This window comes from Streptomyces sp. NPDC001732, assembly GCF_053596315.1.
The window spans coordinates 1-18011 of record NZ_JBSFFY010000094.1; the positions used below are offsets into that span (position 1 = coordinate 1).

Below are 18011 nucleotides of genomic sequence, written 5' to 3' on the forward strand. Positions count from 1 at the left end.
ACGTCCGAATACATCCAGTATGCGGACGCCCCTCCGCCTTGCGATGCACCGCATCTGACGCCGCGCGCTGATCCACCGGGGATTACGGGACAGCCTTCAGGGCGAGACCGTCCATCCGGTCATGGTCCGATCCCGGGAAAGTGGCCTACGTGAATGGCACGGCACGGCACGTCCCGGCGTCACGGTTCCCCCAGCTGCTCGGCAACTGGCGCGCCGACGACGGACCGCTCGCGCGACGTTTGGCCGATGTCGTCGGCCGACTCCTGAAGCGCCAGGAGACGGTCATCGGCCGTCGATGTGCTCAACTCGGGTCCCAGTGGGACGACTTGATCGTGCGACTGGCTGGTCTTCCGTGGTGTTGCTTCCCGGTCCTGCAGGGCGGTCTGTCCCTGTGGCTCGAGCTCCTCGACGCCGACTCCCGCCGGTTGGCCGGCCTGGCGGCCACGCGCCACCTCGCCCTCACGCCGGGCTTCCGCTTCTCTCCCGGCGGCGCACTGGACCGCTATCTGCGACTTCCCTTCAAGAGAACCTCGCCGCCCCCGCATCCGCAGCGGCGGCCAGCTCGGCCTGTTGTCCGCGTCCTCGCTCATCAGGAGGAACGGCTTGCGCAGCCCGTTGGCAGGGCGATGAGACTGCCGTCAAGGTTCGCGCCTGCCGTGATCGGCACCCCTGCCGCCATCGCCGAGGCCGCGGTCGCATTGCCCAGGGGGTGGCCGAACATGCCGGTCCTGGAAAGGCCGAGGATGTCGCCGAGTCCGTGCGGGAGCGGTCCCAGGCGGCCCCGTACGAACCGCGACGACTCCTCCAGGCGGCGAGCGTGCCAGCCAGGGTGCGGGTAGTCAGGATCGGTGCAGGTGGGACAGGGGTGCCAGACCTCCGAGGCGGTGCGGTTCACGCAAGGGCGGCACGTGTCGGAGGCCTGAAGGCCTTTGTGTCTGCTTGCAGTCGAGTCAGCGGGTGTTGTGGCCGCGCAGTGCGTCCTGGAGCCAACGGCTCCAGGAGAGGGCCGCCGCTGCGTGGTCATCGGTTCGGGGGGCCAGGCGGACACGCGGTCCCACGATCTGGATCGCGGCGATCACCTCATCGCGGAAGTCGCGTACCGGTGCGGCGATCGAGTACAGGCCGGGTTCGGCCTCCTCGTCGATGACGGAGTAGCCGCGCTCGCGGGTCCCCGCGAGGCGGTGGAGAAAGTCGTCGACGCCGGTGGGGGTTTTGGGTCCGTGGCGTACGAAATCGGTGCGGGCGAGGACGGAGGCGACCTCATCGTCTTCGGCGTCGTACAGCAGGGCCTGGCCGCAGTCGCTGCAGTACGCCGGGTAGGGCCGCCCGATCCAGGAGCCGATCTGGTTGCTGCCCGGCGGCACCCGTTCCGCAATGGTGACGGTGGCGTCGCCGACGAGTATGCCGAGGTAGCAGCTCTCGCCCGTGTCGGCGGCCAGCCCTTCCAGCGCCGTCTGCCCGTCCGTGCGCAGCCGGTGGGCTGTGAGCTCCTGTGCGTCCGCGTACAGCCGCCAGTGCGGTGCGAGGGTGCGTGAGGCGGCGTCGCGCAGGAGGAATTCCTCCTCGGCCATGGCGTTCAGGGCCCGGGACACCTGACTGCGGTCGCGTCCCATGTCGCGGGCCAGGTCGCTGATCGAGACGCCGCGGTGGTTGGCAACCGTACGACCGGTGAGCGCGGACAGCATGTCGAAGCCCCGGCCCACACTCGATTCCATGCGCGGCACTCTACCCGGCGCGGAAACCCCAGCGATGACCTCGGTGATCATCCGGCGAACTTTTCCAAACTGTGCAGTATTCACATCTTGTCGTGCACTTAACGCACGCATAGCATCACGGTCAATCGGAGAAGGGAACCCACACACATGACCACCGCCACGACGGCATCGGCACTCAATGGTGTGTCCGAACGGCCACCCCTTGGGGACATCAAGCTCCGCTCGGTCCGGTCGGTCCGGGTGTACTGGCCGGTCACCGGTGAGACACTCGCCGCCCTGGGAGCGGGCCACACCGAGACGCTGCGCGACGACGCGGCATTCGGCTCGCTGCTGCAGGTCCTGCGTTCTTCACCGTGTGCGGGCGACTTCGGTGTCTACAGCGACGTCTTCGAGGTGGGGGTCGGAGTGGAGGGCTTCACCACGGAGCCGGGCGCCCGGCCGGCCTTCGGCTCCGTCGGCGACAGTTCCCTCTCTCCCACGCTCACCGTCACCGTCCACATCGACGCTCGTACGCCGGACGACGAGGTGTCGCGCGTCCTCGGCCGCATCCTGGATGCCCATCCCTGGGAAGTCCCGGTCGTCGAACTGTCCGCTCCGTTCGACCTCGTCCACCGCGCCTGATTCGACGTCGCCGACCTCAGGCGCTCCTCCCGGCCGGGGCGCGCGGGGCCACCCATCCCGCGCGCCGCAGGCCCCATCAGTGGCACCACCCCTTCGCCATGCGTTGCCGTCCCCAGCCGCTGCCACCCAAGGACACCTCATATGTCCCTGCCTCTCACGCCGGGAAGCCCCCCGGCGCAGCCGCACACAGCGCCTTCGTCCCCTCATCGGTCCCCCGCACCGCCCGGACCCCCGTCCGACGCGCCCGGCCAGGCACTGCGCCGCTCCATGACCGCGCGCCACCTTGTCATGATCGCGATGGGCGGCGTCATCGGCTCCGGACTGTTCATCAGTTCCGGCTTCACCATCTCCCAGGCCGGCCCTCTCGGCGCCGTGCTCGCCTACCTCGTCGGCGCGTTCGTCGTTTACCTGGTCATGACCTGCCTTGGTGAACTCGCCGTCACCTACCCCGTCTCGGGCTCCTTCCACATCTACGCCGCCCGTTCCATCAGCCCGGCGACCGGATTCGCCACGGCATGGCTGTACTGGCTCACCTGGGCCGTCGCCCTCGGCTCCGAGTTCACCGCCTGCGGTCTGCTGATGCAGCGCTGGTTCCCCTCGATCGGCGTGTGGGTCTGGTGCGTGGTCTTCGCCGCGGTCGTCTTCGCCGTCAACGCCTTCTCGGCACGGGTCTTCGGTGAGACCGAGTACTGGTTCTCGCTGGTCAAGGTCGTCGCCGTGGTCGCCCTCATCGTCCTGGGCGGTGCCGCCCTGGCCGGCTTCCACCCGCTCGCCGACAGCGACCAAGCATTCCCGTCCCTCTTCGAGAACTTCGCCACCGACGGCGGCCTCTTCCCCCACGGTTTCTCGGGCATCCTGGTCACCGTCCTCGCAGCCTTCTACGCCTTCTCCGGGTCCGAACTCATCGGCGTCGCCGCGGGCGAGACCGCGGACCCTGCCACCGCCGTCCCCAAGGCGCTGCGGGTGACCGTCGTCCGGTTGCTGATCTTCTTCGTCGGTGCCATCGCGGTGATCGCCGCGATGATCCCGTACGAGAAGGTCGGTCTCGACGAGAGCCCTTTCGTCACCGTCTTCTCGACCGTCGGCATCCCGTACGCGGCGGACCTGATGAACTTCGTGATCATCACGGCGCTGCTGTCGGCCGGGAACAGCGGACTGTATTCCTGCGCCCGCATGCTGTTCTCCCTGTCGGAAGAAGGACAGGCACCACAGGCCCTGCGCCGCCTCAACTCCCGCGGCATCCCCATGACCGCGCTGCTCCTGAGCATGCTGGGCGGCCTCGCCTCCCTGCTCAGCAGCGTGGTCGCGGCGGAGACGGTCTACCTGGTGCTCGTCTCCGTGGCAGGCTTCGCCGCCGTCGGCGTCTGGATGTCCATCGTCGCCTCCCAGTTCCTGCACCGCCGGCGGTTCGTCAAGTCCGGCGGAGACATCAGGACCCTGGCCTACCGGACCCCGTTCTACCCGGTCGTGCCGGTACTCGCCTTCACCCTCTGCCTGGCATCGCTCATCGGTATCGCCTTCGACCCGGCGCAGGTCACCGCCCTGTACTTCGGCATCCCGTTCGTCGGAGCCTGTTTCCTCTACTACCACCTGCGATACGGCGCCGGGCAGTCGGCCAAGGCGACGGAGACGGGATGTTCATGAACCCGACCTGTCTCCTGCTGGACCTCGACGGCACCCTGATCGACTCGGCGCCGGGCGTCACCGCCAGTGCCGCGGCCGCGCTGCGCAGCGTGGGTGCAGGGGTGCCGGACGAGCCCACCCTGCGCTCCTTCGTCGGACCGCCGATGTACGAGTCCTTCCGGTACGTCGTCGGCCTCGACGAGGAGACGGCGCGGCGGGCCCTGCACACCTACCGGGCCGACTACGCGGAGCACGGTGCCCTCGACAGCTCCCTGTTCACGGGCGTTCCGGAGATGCTTGACGCCCTTGCCGGGCTGGGGATGACGATGGGCGTGGCAACGTCCAAGGTCCAGGACCAGGCCGAACGCATGGCCCGGCACCACCGTCTGGACGCCCGTCTGGCTGCAGTCTGCGGCATCGACGAGTCGGCGGGACGGACCACCAAGCGCCAGGTCATCCGGGCCTGCCTCGCCCGGCTGCGTGCACGGGGGGTCGATGTCTCCAGGCCGCTCATGGTCGGCGACCGGGCGTACGACGTGCAGAGCGCGGCGGCCGAGGGGATCCCCGCCGTCCATGTGCGGTGGGGCTACGGCGGCCCCGAAGAGGCCGCGGGTGCCGTCGCGTCCGTAGCCGAGCCCTCAGAACTGGCCGACCTGCTGACGAACGATCCGACCTGACGGGCCGAGCGTCGGCCTGCGGCCCCTCAACAACCCACCACACCGGCCGGCCCGTGCGCGTCGCACGGGCCGGCGCCCGCCCACACCACAGAGACAAGGTCGAACAGCACATGGACCGCTTCTCCGAGCCCCGCCTGTGGGCCGCCCTGCGCGAGCTGACCGAGACGTCCGTCCACACGGACCTCACCCACGCCTTCCACCCGGGCCAGCCGCACTTTCCGGCGTTCCCGGACGAGCGCCGCGAGATGCCCTTCGACATGAAGCGCGGCGACGGCTTCAATGTGCACCTCTACACGCTCGTCGGCCAGTGGGGCACCCACGTCGACCCGCCCGTGCACTTCGTGGACGGCGCACGCACGCTGGACAACATCCCCGTCGAGGAGATGCTCCTGCCGCTGGTCGTCCTCGACATCTCCGACCGTGTCGAGGCCGATCCCGACTCCGTGCCCACGCTGGACGACGTGACCGCATGGGAAGGCCGCAACGGCCGCATACCAGCCGGGTCCTTCGTGGCCCTGCGCACGGGCTGGAGCCGCCGCTGGCCGGACCCGTCCGCCATGGCCAACCGGGACGAGGCGGGCCTCAGCCACGCGCCGGGCTGGTCGGGCCCGGTACTGCGCCATCTTTTCGAGGAGGTGGGCGTCACCGCCATCGGTCACGAGCAGACCGACACCGACCCCGGTCTGGCCACCTCGGCAGGTGACTTCAGCCTGGAACGGTATGTCCTGGAACGCGACCGGTGGCAGATCGAGCTGATGGCCAACCTCGACCGGGTCCCCGAGGCGGGCGCCCTGATCGTCGCGACCTGGCCGAAGCCGCAGGGCGGTTCCGGCTTCCCGGCCCGGGTGTTCGCCCTCCACGGGGCGGAGCGCACTGTCCGATGAGACAGCCGGAGCAGTAACCGATGCCCCCCGCCCCGGCGGCCAGCAGGCCGCCGGGGTCCTTTCACGACCAGGACCAGGAGCCGAGACCATGGACGCCGTCGATGAGAAGATCATCGCTGAACTGACCCGCAACGCCCGCATCACCCACGCCGAACTCGGCCAGCGTGTGCAGTTGTCCAGGAACGCCGTGCGCCAACGGGTGGAACGTCTCGAACGGCAGGGGCACATCTGCGGCTACACCCTGGTCCGCCCGTCCGGCACGGCGGCCGCGGATCTGGTCCGCGCCCATGTGCTCGTCTACCGGAAGGACCGGATGCGCGGCGGGGATGTCCTCGCGGCAATCAGGCGCATCCCCGAAGTCGTCACCTGCGACGTGCTCAGCGGTGAGTTCGACCTGCTGGTCAGTCTGGAGGCCCGGTCCCTGGAACGCGTAAGGGGCATCTGGGAGCACATGGCCCAGATGCCCGGTGTACGTGACACGGTCACCACTCTCGCACTGTCCCGCGTCGTCGACCGCAGCCGGTCCTGAATCGCAGGGGCGAGGGAGCTGCTGCCCCCGGCGGACCGGCGGGCAGCAGCGGTACGCGGGCTGCCCTGCGGGGCCGGCCGCGTCCCATGCCCCAGGGGCTGCGGGCGTCCCGTCAGACGCCCGCCCGGAGCAATTGCTCGGCGCTGTCACGGTCGAGCAGTCCGCTGTCGACGACGACGTCCAGCACGTCGGCACCGGTGGCCAGTGCCTGCCGGGCGGCCTCGGCCGCTGCCGCGTACCCGATGCGAGGTGTCAGCGCCGTCACCACCCCGACAGACCCTGCGGCCTGCCGCGCCAGTCGCTCCTCGTTGGCTGTGATCCCGACCACGCACAGGGTGCGCAGAGTGGCGCAGCCGCGAGTCAGCCACGCAATGTGCTGGAGGAGCAGGTGGCCGATGAGCGGCTCGAAGGCGTTGAGCTGCAACTGCCCGTTGTCGGCGGCCATGGTGATCGCCACGTCGGCCCCGGCCGTGGCGAAGGCGATCTGGTTGACCAGTTCCGGGATCACCGGGTTGACCTTGCCCGGCATGATCGAGGAGCCGGCCTGGCGCGGCGGCAGGTTGATCTCCCCGAGGCCGGACTGCGGGCCGCTGGACAGCAGCCGCAGATCGCTGCAGATCTTCGACAGCTTCACTGCCGTGCGCTTGAGGACCCCGGACACCTGGAGGAACACACCAGTGTCGGAGGTCGCTTCGACGAGGTCGGACGCCGCCTTCAGGTCCAGCCCGGTCAGTGCCCGCAGATGCCGGACAGCGGCCTGGGCGTATCCGGGTGCCGCGGTGACGCCGGTGCCGACCGCGGTGGCGCCGAGGTTGGTCTCGGCGAGCAGCGGAAGCGTTTCGGAGATGCGGGCCGTGTCCTCGGCCAGAGTGACGCCGAACGCGGCGAACTCCTGGCCGAGTGTCATCGGGACCGCGTCCTGCAACTGGGTGCGGCCCACCTTCACGACATGCCGGAACTCCCTGCCCTTGGCCGTGAACGCCTCGGACAGCAGGCCGAGTTCAGCGGAGAGGTCGGCGAGAGCCGCACTCACGGCGATCTTCAGGGCCGTCGGGTAGACATCGTTGGTCGACTGGCATCGGTTGACATCGTCGAGCGGGTGGAGGACGTCGTACCGTCCACGGGCACAACCCAGGCGTTCCAGGGCGAGGTTGGCGATGACCTCGTTGGCGTTCATGTTGGTGCTGGTGCCGGCACCGCCCTGGACGACGTCCACGACGAACTCCTCGTGGTATCGACCCCGTTCGATTTCGGCGCACGCCTCGGCGATGGCCCGTGCCTTGCGCGGCTCCAGAGCACCGACCTCATCATTGGCCATGGCCGCCGCGTGTTTCACGGCGGCCATGGCCCGCACCAGGTGCGGATGGGAGGCCGCGGAGACACCGCTGATCCGGAAGTTCTCCAGAGCGCGGGCGGTGTGCACGCCCCAGTACGCCGCCTGGGGGATCTCCACCTCGCCCAGAGAGTCGGACTCGATGCGAAAGCCGCTCACCGGCCGTCGCCCGTCCCGTTGAAGCAGACGACCTTGGGCTGGGTCATCTCCTCGTAGGCGAACCGCACCCCCTCACGGCCCATGCTGCCGTACTTGAAGCCGCCGAACGGCATCGCGTCGAAGCGGTAGTCGGAGGAGTCGTTGACCATGACGCCTCCGGCGTCCAGCCGCCGGGCAGCCCCCAGGGCACGGTCCAGCCGGGAGGTGAAGATACCGGCGTGCAGGCTGAACTCGATCTCGTTGGCCCGCTCGACGGCCTCCCCGAACGAGTCGAAGGGCTGGAGGACGACGACCGGCGCGAACGCCTCGTCCTGCCACACCGCAGCCGTGCCCGGGACGTCCTCCAGGACCGTCGGGGCATAGACACTGCCGTCGAGCCGATTGCCGCACAGCAGAGTCGCCCCCTGCTCGAGCGCCGCGTCGACAAGGGCCTTGGCAGCGGCTGCCGAGCCGGCTGTGATCATCGGCCCTACGTCCGTACGCTCGTCCGTCGGGTCGCCCGCCCTCAGCCGCAGTGTTCGCGCGACGAAGGCATCGCGGAAGGCCGCATACACCTGGCGGGCGACAAGGACCCGCTGGACGCCGATACAGTTCTGGCCGGCCGCCCAGAAGGCACCGGACACACAGCCCTCCACGGCGGCGTCCAGGTCCGCGTCCTCCATGACGATCACGGGCGCGTTGCCGCCGAGATCCATCGCGAGTTTCTTCAGTCCCGCCGAGCGGGCGATCGCCTCACCGGTGCGGAAACCTCCGGTGAAGGACACCATCCGCACGTCGCGCGAAGCAACGAGGGCCGCACCCAGCTCGGGCCCGCCGTTGACGACGGTCACCACCTCCTCGGGCAGACCGGCCTCGACCAGGGTGTCCACCAGGCGCAGCGCCGACAGCGGGGTCAGCGCGGACGGTTTGAGTACCACCGCGTTGCCGCCCGCGACGGCCGGCCCCAGCTTGTGAGCGACCAGGTTCAGCGGGTCGTTGTACGGGGTGATGGCGGCGATGATCCCCAGCGGCTCCCGGGTGAACCACCCCTGGCGGTCCTCGGAGCCCTCGTACGCGTCGAAGGGCACCACCTCACCGGCGTTGCGCCGGGCCTCGGCGGCCGACAGACGCAGGGTATTGACCGCGCGGGCGGTCTCCTTGCGGGCCTGGACGAGGGTCTTCCCCGCCTCGCTCACGATCAGCCGGGCGAAAGACTCGGCGCGTTCCTCCACCAGCCGGGCCGCGCCGTCGAGGACCTTGGCCCGGGCGGCCCGCGACATGGCCCGCGCAGTGGTGCGGCCCTCACGGGCCCGCAGCATTACGGCTTCCAGGGCGTCCGCAGCGACGGCACAGACCGAGCCGATCGTTTCGCCGGTGTAGGGGTTGCGCACAGGCGCCATGCCGTCGCCGAGGTGCAGCGCGGTGTTGATCACGGTCTCAGACACGGTTCGTCTCCTCCAGCTCACGTGCACTGTCCACCGGCGCGCCGGCGCATGCCCCGCCGGTGGCTCCCTGGGTTCGGGTGCCGCGGTCGTTGTGGCTCTCATGGATGCTGATGATGTCCGACAGCAGCGCGTACGCGGTCTCCGTGCGCCCCGCGCCGGGCCCGGAGACCGTGACGGTTCCCAGCAGGTCGGTGTGGAAGGCCACCGCGTTCACCGGTCCTGAGACCCCGGCCAGCGGGTGGCTGTCCGGCAGCGCCACGGGGGCGACGCGCGCATCCACGGTGCCGTCGGGGCGCCGGGTCGCCGATCCGACCAGTTTCCAGCGCAGTCCTTCGGCCGCGGCTGCCTCTATGTCCTCGGCGGTGATGCCGCAGATGCCTTCGCAGGGCACGTCGGTGCGCTTCAGTTCCGTGCCCAGCACCTCACCGGCCAGGATCATGACCTTCAGCTGGACGTCATGCCCCTCCACGTCGGCGGTGGGGTCGGCCTCCGCGTATCCCAGCGCCTGGGCCTCGGCCACCGCGTCGGCGAAGGCCATGCCGCTCTCCAGCCGGCCGAGGATGTAGTTGGACGTGCCGTTTATGACGCCCTCGACGGCCGACACCCGCAGCCCCCCGAACATCCGCCGCGCCGTGCGCAGCACGGGCGTGCCGCTGAGCACTGATCCCTCGCACTCGAAGGCGACGTCATGACGCCGGGCCAGTTCCTTCAGCTCGCGCCCATGCAGTGCCACCGGGCCCTTATTGGTGGTACAGACATGCTTCCCGGCCTCCAGCGCCCATCGCACGTGCGACAGCGCGGGCTGGCCGTCCTCGGGATTGGTGAAGGTCGCCTCGGCGACGATGTCGGCCGGGACCTCCCGGATCACCCATTCGTTGCGGGGATCAGGGCTGCCGCCCGCCATGCGGGAGAAGTCCAGTTCGCCGGGCGTGGCCGCGAGCAGCGGAGCCAGTTCGATGCCGTCGGCGCGCACCAGCGAACCGGCACGCAGATCGGTGATGGCCACCACGCGCAGACCGAACCCCAGTTCGGCGGCAAGTGCGTCGCCCCGCTCGGTGATCAATTCGGCGAGCGCGCGGTTGACACCGCCGAATCCGATGAGGGCGAGGTCGTATCGGATCATCTGGTTCTCCTTCACGTGGACCCTGTGCGTGCTGAACAGCGTTGCGCCCGGGGCGGTCATCCAGACCGTGCCGATGCGGCCGAGACTCATGACGATCCGCTCCTGCGACGAGCGGATCGCTATAGTGCCGACGTGACAGCATTCGGCCCCGACAAGCGATCCGAACGGTCCCAGCAGGGCGGTGACCGGCCCGGTCCCGGAGGATCTGGGCCGTCCGGGAGCAGCCGGCCGGGCAGGAGCGACTCCGGGAACTCCACGGCCTCGTCGCTGCGCACCGGACTGCGCCTCGTCGACGCCGTAGTCGACCGCGAGCGGTCCGGGCGCACCGGGTTCAATGTCAGCAGGCTCGCCGACGAGATGGGCCTGGAGCGCAGCAAGGCCTCACGGATGACGCAGGAGTTGTGCGACAAGGGCTTCCTCGAACGCCGCGAGGACTCCACTCTGCGCGCCGCCCACGAGTTCTTCGCCCTGGCGGCCTCCCTCAACCCCGGTCTGCTGCACAGCAGCCGGGCAATTCTGCGCCGCCTCGCGATCCGGCACGGGGCCAGCGCCCGGCTGTCCGTCCGGGACGGTGTCCTCGTACGGCTGCTGCGTGCCGAGCCCTCGCCCGCCATGGCCGACCAGTGGCTGACCAGGGCGACGCTGGTGACCCCCTGCTGGTGTACGGGCGCGGGCCGCGCACTGTTGTGGGACCACACCGAGGAGGAGATCGCCATGCTGCTGGCGGGTTACGAACTGATCGGAGTCGGCGGCCCCAACGCCGCCCACTCGGCCGCCGAGGTCGCCCGGGCCAACGCACGCGACGCGCCCGGAGGCCTGGTCACCGCGCACGGGGAGTTCGAGCACGGCATCACCGAGTACGCCGCGCCCGTGCGCGACGCCCGGGGCCGGGTCTTCGCCGCCGTCGCCGTCCTGGGGCGGCAGAACGACCTCGCCCCGCACGAGGAGCTGGTCCGCACCGATCTGACGGCAGCGGCGGCCGAGTTGGGGAACCTGTCCTGACCAGGCCCTGGAGTCCTAGCTCAGACACCAGCCGCAAAGTAGGTCGCGGGTAACTGGACACGCCCCGTTTCCCTGTCCTGGGCACCGTCGTTGGTCTGATCGAGTGATCGAGTGATCGAGGCCAAAAGGGCGGGCGTGCGGCAAGAGCGGTCGCCAGAAGAGCTGTTGTCGAACTGGGCGCTGGTAGACGGCGACTGGGACCTGGTGGCGAACAAGAGCGGGGCGACCCGGCTCGGCTTCAGCCTGTTGCTGAAGTTCTTCGAGCTGGAGGGCCGGTTCCCGATGTGCTGGAAGAGGTCCCGCCGGCCGCGGTGGAGTACGTCGCCGATCCGGTGAAGGTCCCGGCCCCTGACTTCGCGAAGTACACGCTGGTCGGCCGGACCGCCGGGTACCACCGCAAGCAGATCCGCGAGGCCCTGGGGTTCCGGCCATCGACGGTCGCGGACGAGAAGGCGCTGACGGAATGGCTGGCCGTGGAGGTCTGTCCGGTCGAGCTGGTGGAGGACCGGCAGCGCGAGGCCCTGCTGGCCGAGTGCCGGACCCGGAAGATCGAGCCGTCGGGTCGGACCCGGGGCGAGAAGGTACTCGTCGCGGCGCGGGGCAGGTGGGAGAAGACGTTCTGCGCCCGCACGATCGACCGCCTGGGCGAGGCGGGCACGGCTCGACTGCTGTCCCTGGTGGCAGAGGACAACGAGACGGGGACCGCCCTGCTGGCCGCGCTCAAGCGCGACCCCGGCGCGGTCGGCCTGGACTCCCTGCTCACGGAGATCACCAAGCTCAACGACGTGCGCAAGCTCGGGCTGCCCGATGGGCTGTTCGCGGACTGCTCGGAGAAGCTGGTGGCCGCCTGGCGGGCACGGGCGATCAAGACGTACCCCTCGGACTTCCGCGCCACGGCGGAGGACGTACGGATCACGCTGCTCGCGGCGCTGTGCTCGTCCCGGCAGGCGGAGATCACCGATGCCCTGGTCGACCTGCTGGTCGCTCTGGTCCACAAGATCAACGCTCGTGCCGAGCGGCCGGTGGAGAGGCAGCTCACCGCCGAGTTGAAGAAGGTGCGCGGCAAGGAGGGCATCCTCTTCAAGCTGGCGACGGCCGCCGTTGACAAACCGGACGAGGCCGTACGCCGCGCCCTGTTCCCGGTGGTCGGGGAGAAGACACTCCGTGAGCTGGTCGCCGAGGCGAAGGCGAACGAGAAGATCTTCAAGGCCAAGGTCCGCACCACCCTGCGCTCCTCCCACAGCTCGTACTACCGGCAGATGCTGCCGCCGCTGCTGAACACCCTGGGCTTCACGTGCAACAACACCGCCTACCGGCCGGTGATGGACGCGATGAAGCTGCTGAAGAAGTACGCCGACGTCGACGGCAAGACCCGCTTCTACGACACCGGCGACGACGTGCCCATGGACGGCGTGGTGCGTAAGGACTGGCGCGAGGCGGTCGTCGACGACAAGGGCCGCATCGAGTGCATCCCCTACGAGCTGTGCATCCTGGTCGCGCTGCGGGACGCGGTCCGCCGCCGCGAGATCTACGTCGAGGGCGCCGCCCGCTGGCGCAACCCGGAGGACGACCTGCCCGGCGACTTCGAGGCCACCCGCGCCGTGCACTACGCCGCGATCCGTCAGCCGCTGAACCCGAGGGCGTTCATCGCGGACCTGAAGAAGCGCATGACCGCGGGCCTGGACCGGCTCTCCGGCGCGCTCGCGGACGGGAGCGCGGGCGGGGTGAAGGTCACCACCCGCAAGGGCGAGCCGTGGATCACCGTTCCAAAACTGGAGCCGTTGGCCGAGCCCACCGGCCTGGCTGCACTCAAGGACGAGGTCACACGCCGCTGGGGCGTCCTGGACCTCTTGGACGTGCTGAAGAACGCCGACTTTCTCACCGGCTTCACCGACGAGTTCGCCTCGGTGGCCGCCTACGAGCGCATCGAGCGTGACGTCCTCCAGCGCCGCCTGCTGCTCGCACTGCTCGCGCTGGGCACCAACATGGGCATCCGGGCGATCGTGGCGACCGGCGAGCACGGCGAGAGCGAGGCGGCACTGCGGCACGTGCGTCGGCACTTCATCACCGTCGACAACCTCCGCGCCGCCGTGGCGAAGCTGGTGAACGCCACCTTCGCCGCCCGCGACACCGCATGGTGGGGCCGGGGGAACGCGTGCGCCTCGGACTCGAAGAAGTTCGGATCCTGGTCCTCGAACTTCATGACCGAGTACCACGCCCGGTATGGCGGCAACGGCGTGATGATCTACTGGCACGTCGAGCGGAAGAACGTCTGCATCTACTCCCAGCTCAAGAGCTGTTCGTCGTCCGAGGTCGCGGCGATGATCGAGGGCCTGCTGCGGCACTGCACGGATGCCGAGATCGAGTCCAACTACGTCGACACCCACGGCGCCTCGGCAGTCGGGTTCGCCTTCACCGAGCTGCTCAACTTCCGTCTGCTGCCACGGCTGAAGAACATCGGCAGCATCCGCCCGTACCGTCCGAACGATGCCCCGCCCGGCTGGCTGGCGCTCGGCGACTCGCTGACGCGGCCGATCCGCTGGGAGCTGATCGAGCAGCAGTACGACCAGATGGTGAAGTACGCCACCGCGCTCCGACTCGGTACGGCGGAGGCTGAGCAGGTGCTGCGGCGCTTCACCCGTGGCGGACCCAAGCACCCCACCTACGCCGCACTCGAAGAACTCGGCCGCGCGGTCCGTACGGTCTTCGCCTTCGACTACCTGGCCGGCCCCGGCCTGCGCCGGGAGATTCACGGCGGCCTGCAGGTCGTGGAGAACTGGAACAGTGCGAACACCGTGCTCCACTACGGCAAGGACGGCGCCCTCACGCGCCCGGACAAGGAGCACGCCGAAACCTCGATGCTCGCCCTGCACCTGCTCCAGTCCGCACTCGTCCACGTCACCATCCTGCTGGTCCAGCAGGTCCTGGCCGAACCGACCCGGGCATCGAGGCTGACCGACGAGGACCGGCGCGGCCTGACCGCGCTGTTCTGGTCCAACGTCAACCCATACGGCACCTTCCGCCTCGACATGGACAAGCGCCTCGACCTGGGGATCATAGTGCCCCGACCCCAAGCCCCGGCGGAGGCCGTCGCCCATTTGACCGCGGAGACACGATGAAGGACTTCGCCGACCTCATCGCCACCCTTGGACGAGTAACGTGGCGGGCGCTCGACCTGATGCGCGTCTGCGCCGCTCGCGACCGCGCCGCGATTGTGGAGCATTTCGCGCACCTGGGTTCTGTCGTCAAATGCCAGGCCCGCATCAGGAGTGATGCGAGGGTGACGGCCGCTTCGTAGGACTGGGCGGTCCTGTCGCAGCGGGTGGCGATGCCGCGCCACTGCTTGAGCCGGTTGAAGCACCGTTCCACGACGTTGCGGTGCTTGCAGACCTCGCGGTCGAAGCCCGGCGGTCGGCCTCCGTGGCTGCCGCGCCTGGCCCGGTTGCGGGCCTGGTCGGCCCGTTCGGGGATCGTGTGCGGGATGCCGCGGCGGAGCCGGGTGCGGATCGCTTTTGAGCTGCAGCCCTTGCCGCCCAGGACGTGATCGGGCCGGACACGAGGCCGTCCCGGTCCAATCCGGGGCACCCGGATCGCTTCCATCACGGCGGTGAACCGGGTGCAGTCGTTGATGTTGCCGCCCGTGACGACGAAGGCCAGCGGACGGCCCCGCCCATCGCAGGCCAGGTGTATCTTGCTGGTCAGACCGCCTCTGGACCGGCCCAGGGCCGGGTCGCGGAGCCCCCTTTTCGGGCCCCGGCCGCGTGCTGACGGGCGCGGACGACCGTGGAGTCGACCGGCACCAGCCACTCGATGCCCCCCGCCGCGTCCGCGTCCGCCTGAGCGGCCCGCAGCATCCGACCGAACGTCCCGTCCGCCGCCCGCCTGCGAAAACGCGTGTGCAGCGTGGCCCACGGCCCGTAACGCTCGGGCACGTCCCGCCAGGCCGTCCCGGTCCGGAACTTCCACCCGGTCCCATTCAGGACCCTGCGGTCGTCCAGCCGCTTCCGCCCCCGCAACGGCTCGGGCAACAGCGGCCGGACGAACTCCCATTCGGCATCGGACAGTTCATGGCGACGTATCACGACACCATGATCCATCACCCGAGATCACTTGAAGACACTGCCCAGGAGACGGACCAGCTGGCGTACCCGCCGTGCTCGTCGCACTGCCTCGACTGCCAAGCACCTCGTCACCGCGGTCGTGCGCGTGCCGCCCTGACGCCGGGTTCACTGTGCGAGCCCAGGAAGGCGGTCTGCGAACCGATGGCCTGAGCGACGACTTCTGAGTGCGTCAGCTGAGGATGGTGCCCCGCGCCGGCAACCACTGTCACGGTGACGTGCGGGAGGGTGTCCAGCAGCGACTGTCCCTCAACGGTGAGCGGATCGTTGGAGCCCAGGACGATGTGGACACGCCCTGGGTAGTGCTGCAGCTTGGCCTGGAGGTCGGCACGCCACTGCGGGTTCGCCGTGGCGGCCAGAAGCCCGGCGGCGGTGGCCCCAACGGTGCCGCGGCGAAGATCCGCGACAGCCGACCGGAGCGCGGCCGCGTGGCCCGTGGCGCCGGTCAGCCGCTCGGCCAGCGCCTCGGGGGAGGTCCGCCTCAGGTACCAGCGGGTCAGGGCCGGCCGCCTGGCGGTGCGGGGCGGGTGCCCCTGCAGGAAGAACGGTGACACCAGCGTGAGCTGATCCACCGCATCGGGGTGGGCGGCCGCGGCGTCGACGGCGGCCGCGGCGCCGATGGAGTGACCCACCAGGTGACGGGCACCGGTCTCGGTGACCAGCGCGGTCAGCCAGGACTGCCAGTCCTCGCGGCGTCCGGCGCTCATGCCCAGTCCCGGCAGGTCGACGGCGCGCGCGTGCCCGACCGCCGTGACGACCGGTGCCCAGGTGTCGGCGTTGACCGGCAGACCGGGCAGCACCACCGTGGGTGCGCCTGCCTTGCCGAGCTCGAAAGTCCGTATCCCGCCCAGCTTGGTGAATCGTCTGTCACCTGCGGGGGCGTCGCCGAAGCGGTGGGCTGCAAGGTGGTCGGCCCAGCGGCGGATCGTCGTGGCGGTGTCCGGCATGGCCAGCCCGTGCCGGGTGGCGAAGGCACGGGCCGAATCGGTCGGGTAGCGGTCGGTCGACAAAAACGTCAGGGTCTCCGGATCAGCCTTGGTGAGCCACTGGGGCAGCCGCTTGAGCAGGGACACCGGGACCCGTGTCCTGGGTGCCTTGACCCCGTAGTGCTCCGCTATGAGCGTGAGCAGGTCGGGCAGTGCGGGCGTGTCGTCGTCCAGTGTCCAGTACGCAGTGTGGTGGGCGGCCTCGTCCATCGGAAGCAGCGTCATGAAACGGGCGAGGTAATCGACCGCGACCACGGGGAGGAACGTGTGCCCGTTGCCCGGGAGCGCGGGAAGCGAGCCGTGCCAGAGGTCTTTCATGTTGGAGGCGAGTCCGAGGTACTGGTCGGACTCCCCGGTGGCGCTGTCGCCGATTACGCTGGGCGGGTTGACGATGGACCAGGGAACGCCCGACTGCTCTGCCAGGTACTGGAAGACGGCGTCCGCCTCGGCCCTGGACGCCTCGTAGGCGCCCAGGGCCCGGTAGGTCTCCTGTCGGTACTCCTCGCTCCACAGGGCGGCGTCCTGCCCGCCCACGCGGTATCCGGAGACCTGAACCAGGCGGCGCAGGTTCGGCAGCCGCGCCGCGAACGCGACGACCGCGCGGACGCTGTCAACGTTGGCACGACGCGCCTCATCCACCGACATGCCGAACCGGTAGGCGCCGGCGCAGTTGTAGATCTCGGTGATGTCGTCGCACTCGCCGTCGATCAGTGACGCCTTGGCGAAGTTGACCCGGAGGTCGGTCGGGACCTGGTCGTACCCGCGCCCGGCCAGCCACCGAGTCAGCCGCTGGTAGGACTCATGGCTCCGGTTGGCCGTGCTGACTCGAACGCCGGCCTGGCCGAGCGCGAGTACCAGGTGGCGCCCGATGAGGCCGCTCGCACCCAGCACCAGTGCATGCCGGTTCTCCTGGATCATGCCGAAGCCTCCGCGCTCTGTTCCAGCAGCACGGCGATCGCCTGGGCGGCGCAGTGCAGCGGCTCGGTGGACCGCTGGGCACGCGAGACGATCACCGCTCCTTCCACCATGCTGACCACGGCTGTCGCCAGGGCCCGGGCGACGGGACGAGGGCGGCCCTGCGCACTGAGCAGGTCACTTACCGGCGCGATCCATGACTCGAAGGCATGGGCGCAGGCGTCTCGCAGACGTTCGCTCTGCGCACCCATTTCCAGTGTCACCACCGAGACCGGGCATCCCAGCTGGAAGTCGCTGTCGTTGAGCATCCCGGCCAGTTCGTCGATCACACGGCGTACCACCTCACCCGGCGTGGCCGCCCCTCGCGCCGAGTCGGCGACGAGAACGCCGAATCGCGCGGCCGCCAGCTCGACGGCCTTCTCTCCGAGGGCCTCCTTCCCCTGAGGGAAGTGGAAGTAGAGCGACCCTTTCGGGGCGTCCGCGTGCTCCACCACCGTGTTGACTCCCGTGCCGCTGTAGCCGTGCCGCTGGATCAGCTCCAGCATCGATTCCGCCAGTCGCGAGCTGGTCCTGGCTCCCTTGGTTCCATCCATGACTTAAGAATAGACCGGTCTATAGATTTTGTGAAGCGCCTCAAGTTCTTCGCGGCGATGTCCACGTCGGAGCCGAAAGCGGGAGGGGCGGGTGCTTCATGAGTGGTCGCTCGTGAAACAGTCGCCCGTCCGGCGGCCCACCTGCGGCGATCATGTTTCATGAGTCGTTGCAAACGGCTGGATGTCTGGGATACCCCCATGAAACGCTCCGGGGCGTGAGTGACGACTTCAAGCGCGTGGAATCGCACGGCTGCCCGATGTCCACCTGCGCCGCCCCCGCCGGTTCCCCGTGTCGGACCGGCAAGGGGA

17 protein-coding genes and 1 pseudogene are annotated in these 18011 nt (G+C 69.6%); 10 read left to right on the plus strand and 8 right to left on the minus strand.

Annotation, left to right across the window (positions count from 1 at the left end; all coding sequences use genetic code 11):
• Positions 1-179: 179 nt before the first annotated feature.
• The gene (locus ACWCXX_RS37695; protein WP_451135348.1) at positions 180-590 is read right to left on the minus strand and encodes a hypothetical protein; all 411 of its coding nucleotides are present in this window, start codon (positions 588-590) and stop codon (positions 180-182) included.
• 360 nt (positions 591-950) lie between these two features.
• On the minus strand, positions 951-1715 hold the full coding sequence (locus ACWCXX_RS37700; protein WP_451135350.1) for an IclR family transcriptional regulator: 765 nt from the start codon (positions 1713-1715) through the stop codon (positions 951-953).
• A 147-nt stretch (positions 1716-1862) separates the two neighbouring features.
• On the opposite strand from ACWCXX_RS37700, the gene ACWCXX_RS37705 reads away from it, so the two are divergent.
• The 5 genes from ACWCXX_RS37705 to ACWCXX_RS37725 all read left to right on the plus strand — a co-directional run bounded on the left by ACWCXX_RS37705 (position 1863) and on the right by ACWCXX_RS37725 (position 6049).
• Positions 1863-2336: a hypothetical protein gene (locus ACWCXX_RS37705; RefSeq protein WP_451135351.1), complete on the plus strand. Its 474-nt coding sequence runs from the start codon at positions 1863-1865 to the stop codon at positions 2334-2336.
• A gap of 267 nt (positions 2337-2603) precedes the next feature.
• Positions 2604-3980: an amino acid permease gene (locus ACWCXX_RS37710; RefSeq protein WP_451135353.1), complete on the plus strand. Its 1377-nt coding sequence runs from the start codon at positions 2604-2606 to the stop codon at positions 3978-3980.
• Positions 3977-4636: an HAD hydrolase-like protein gene (locus tag ACWCXX_RS37715; protein ID WP_451135355.1), complete on the plus strand. Its 660-nt coding sequence runs from the start codon at positions 3977-3979 to the stop codon at positions 4634-4636. Before ACWCXX_RS37710 ends, ACWCXX_RS37715 begins: the two co-directional genes overlap by 4 nt.
• A gap of 110 nt (positions 4637-4746) precedes the next feature.
• Complete coding sequence (locus tag ACWCXX_RS37720) at positions 4747-5520, plus strand: cyclase family protein (RefSeq protein WP_451135357.1); 774 nt, start codon at positions 4747-4749, stop codon at positions 5518-5520.
• Between the two features lie 88 nt (positions 5521-5608).
• The gene (locus ACWCXX_RS37725) at positions 5609-6049 is read left to right on the plus strand and encodes an Lrp/AsnC family transcriptional regulator (protein WP_451135359.1); all 441 of its coding nucleotides are present in this window, start codon (positions 5609-5611) and stop codon (positions 6047-6049) included.
• 112 nt (positions 6050-6161) lie between these two features.
• Here the strand turns inward: ACWCXX_RS37725 and ACWCXX_RS37730 are convergent, their stop codons facing one another.
• The 3 genes from ACWCXX_RS37730 to ACWCXX_RS37740 are packed head-to-tail and all read right to left on the minus strand — an operon-like array spanning position 6162 to position 10178.
• The gene (locus ACWCXX_RS37730) at positions 6162-7541 is read right to left on the minus strand and encodes an aspartate ammonia-lyase (protein WP_451135361.1); all 1380 of its coding nucleotides are present in this window, start codon (positions 7539-7541) and stop codon (positions 6162-6164) included.
• On the minus strand, positions 7538-8965 hold the full coding sequence (locus ACWCXX_RS37735) for an aldehyde dehydrogenase family protein (RefSeq protein WP_451135363.1): 1428 nt from the start codon (positions 8963-8965) through the stop codon (positions 7538-7540). The genes ACWCXX_RS37730 and ACWCXX_RS37735 overlap by 4 nt, the downstream gene beginning before the upstream one ends.
• Positions 8958-10178, minus strand: a complete 1221-nt coding sequence (locus ACWCXX_RS37740; RefSeq protein WP_451135365.1) for a homoserine dehydrogenase — start codon at positions 10176-10178, stop codon at positions 8958-8960. The genes ACWCXX_RS37735 and ACWCXX_RS37740 overlap by 8 nt, the downstream gene beginning before the upstream one ends.
• A 42-nt stretch (positions 10179-10220) precedes the next feature.
• Here ACWCXX_RS37740 and ACWCXX_RS37745 point away from each other — a divergent pair, with 42 nt between their 5' ends.
• The 4 genes from ACWCXX_RS37745 (at position 10221) to ACWCXX_RS37760 (ending at position 14388) form a co-directional block, all read left to right on the plus strand.
• Positions 10221-11090, plus strand: a complete 870-nt coding sequence (locus ACWCXX_RS37745; protein WP_451135367.1) for an IclR family transcriptional regulator — start codon at positions 10221-10223, stop codon at positions 11088-11090.
• A gap of 111 nt (positions 11091-11201) precedes the next feature.
• On the plus strand, positions 11202-11426 hold the full coding sequence (locus tag ACWCXX_RS37750) for a hypothetical protein (RefSeq protein ID WP_451135369.1): 225 nt from the start codon (positions 11202-11204) through the stop codon (positions 11424-11426).
• Positions 11375-14209, plus strand: a complete 2835-nt coding sequence (locus tag ACWCXX_RS37755) for a Tn3 family transposase (RefSeq protein ID WP_451135371.1) — start codon at positions 11375-11377, stop codon at positions 14207-14209. Before ACWCXX_RS37750 ends, ACWCXX_RS37755 begins: the two co-directional genes overlap by 52 nt.
• Positions 14206-14388 (plus strand): hypothetical protein, encoded by a 183-nt coding sequence (locus tag ACWCXX_RS37760; protein ID WP_451135379.1) that lies wholly within the window; start codon positions 14206-14208, stop codon positions 14386-14388. The genes ACWCXX_RS37755 and ACWCXX_RS37760 overlap by 4 nt, the downstream gene beginning before the upstream one ends.
• Here ACWCXX_RS37760 and ACWCXX_RS37765 read toward each other — a convergent pair.
• The 3 genes and pseudogenes from ACWCXX_RS37765 to ACWCXX_RS37775 form a co-directional block, all read right to left on the minus strand.
• A pseudogene (locus ACWCXX_RS37765) lies at positions 14352-15169 on the minus strand (IS5 family transposase); the annotation flags it as partial. The gene ACWCXX_RS37760 and the pseudogene ACWCXX_RS37765 overlap by 37 nt on opposite strands.
• A 110-nt stretch (positions 15170-15279) precedes the next feature.
• A complete protein-coding gene (locus ACWCXX_RS37770) occupies positions 15280-17112 on the minus strand; it encodes an alpha/beta fold hydrolase (RefSeq protein WP_451135373.1) in 1833 nt (610 codons plus the stop codon).
• Complete coding sequence (locus tag ACWCXX_RS37775; RefSeq protein ID WP_451135375.1) at positions 17109-17702, minus strand: TetR/AcrR family transcriptional regulator; 594 nt, start codon at positions 17700-17702, stop codon at positions 17109-17111. Before ACWCXX_RS37775 ends, ACWCXX_RS37770 begins: the two co-directional genes overlap by 4 nt.
• 152 nt (positions 17703-17854) lie before the next feature.
• On the opposite strand from ACWCXX_RS37775, the gene ACWCXX_RS37780 reads away from it, so the two are divergent.
• Positions 17855-18011 (plus strand): zinc finger domain-containing protein (locus ACWCXX_RS37780; RefSeq protein ID WP_451135377.1); only part of this gene is annotated, 157 nt, incomplete at its 3' end.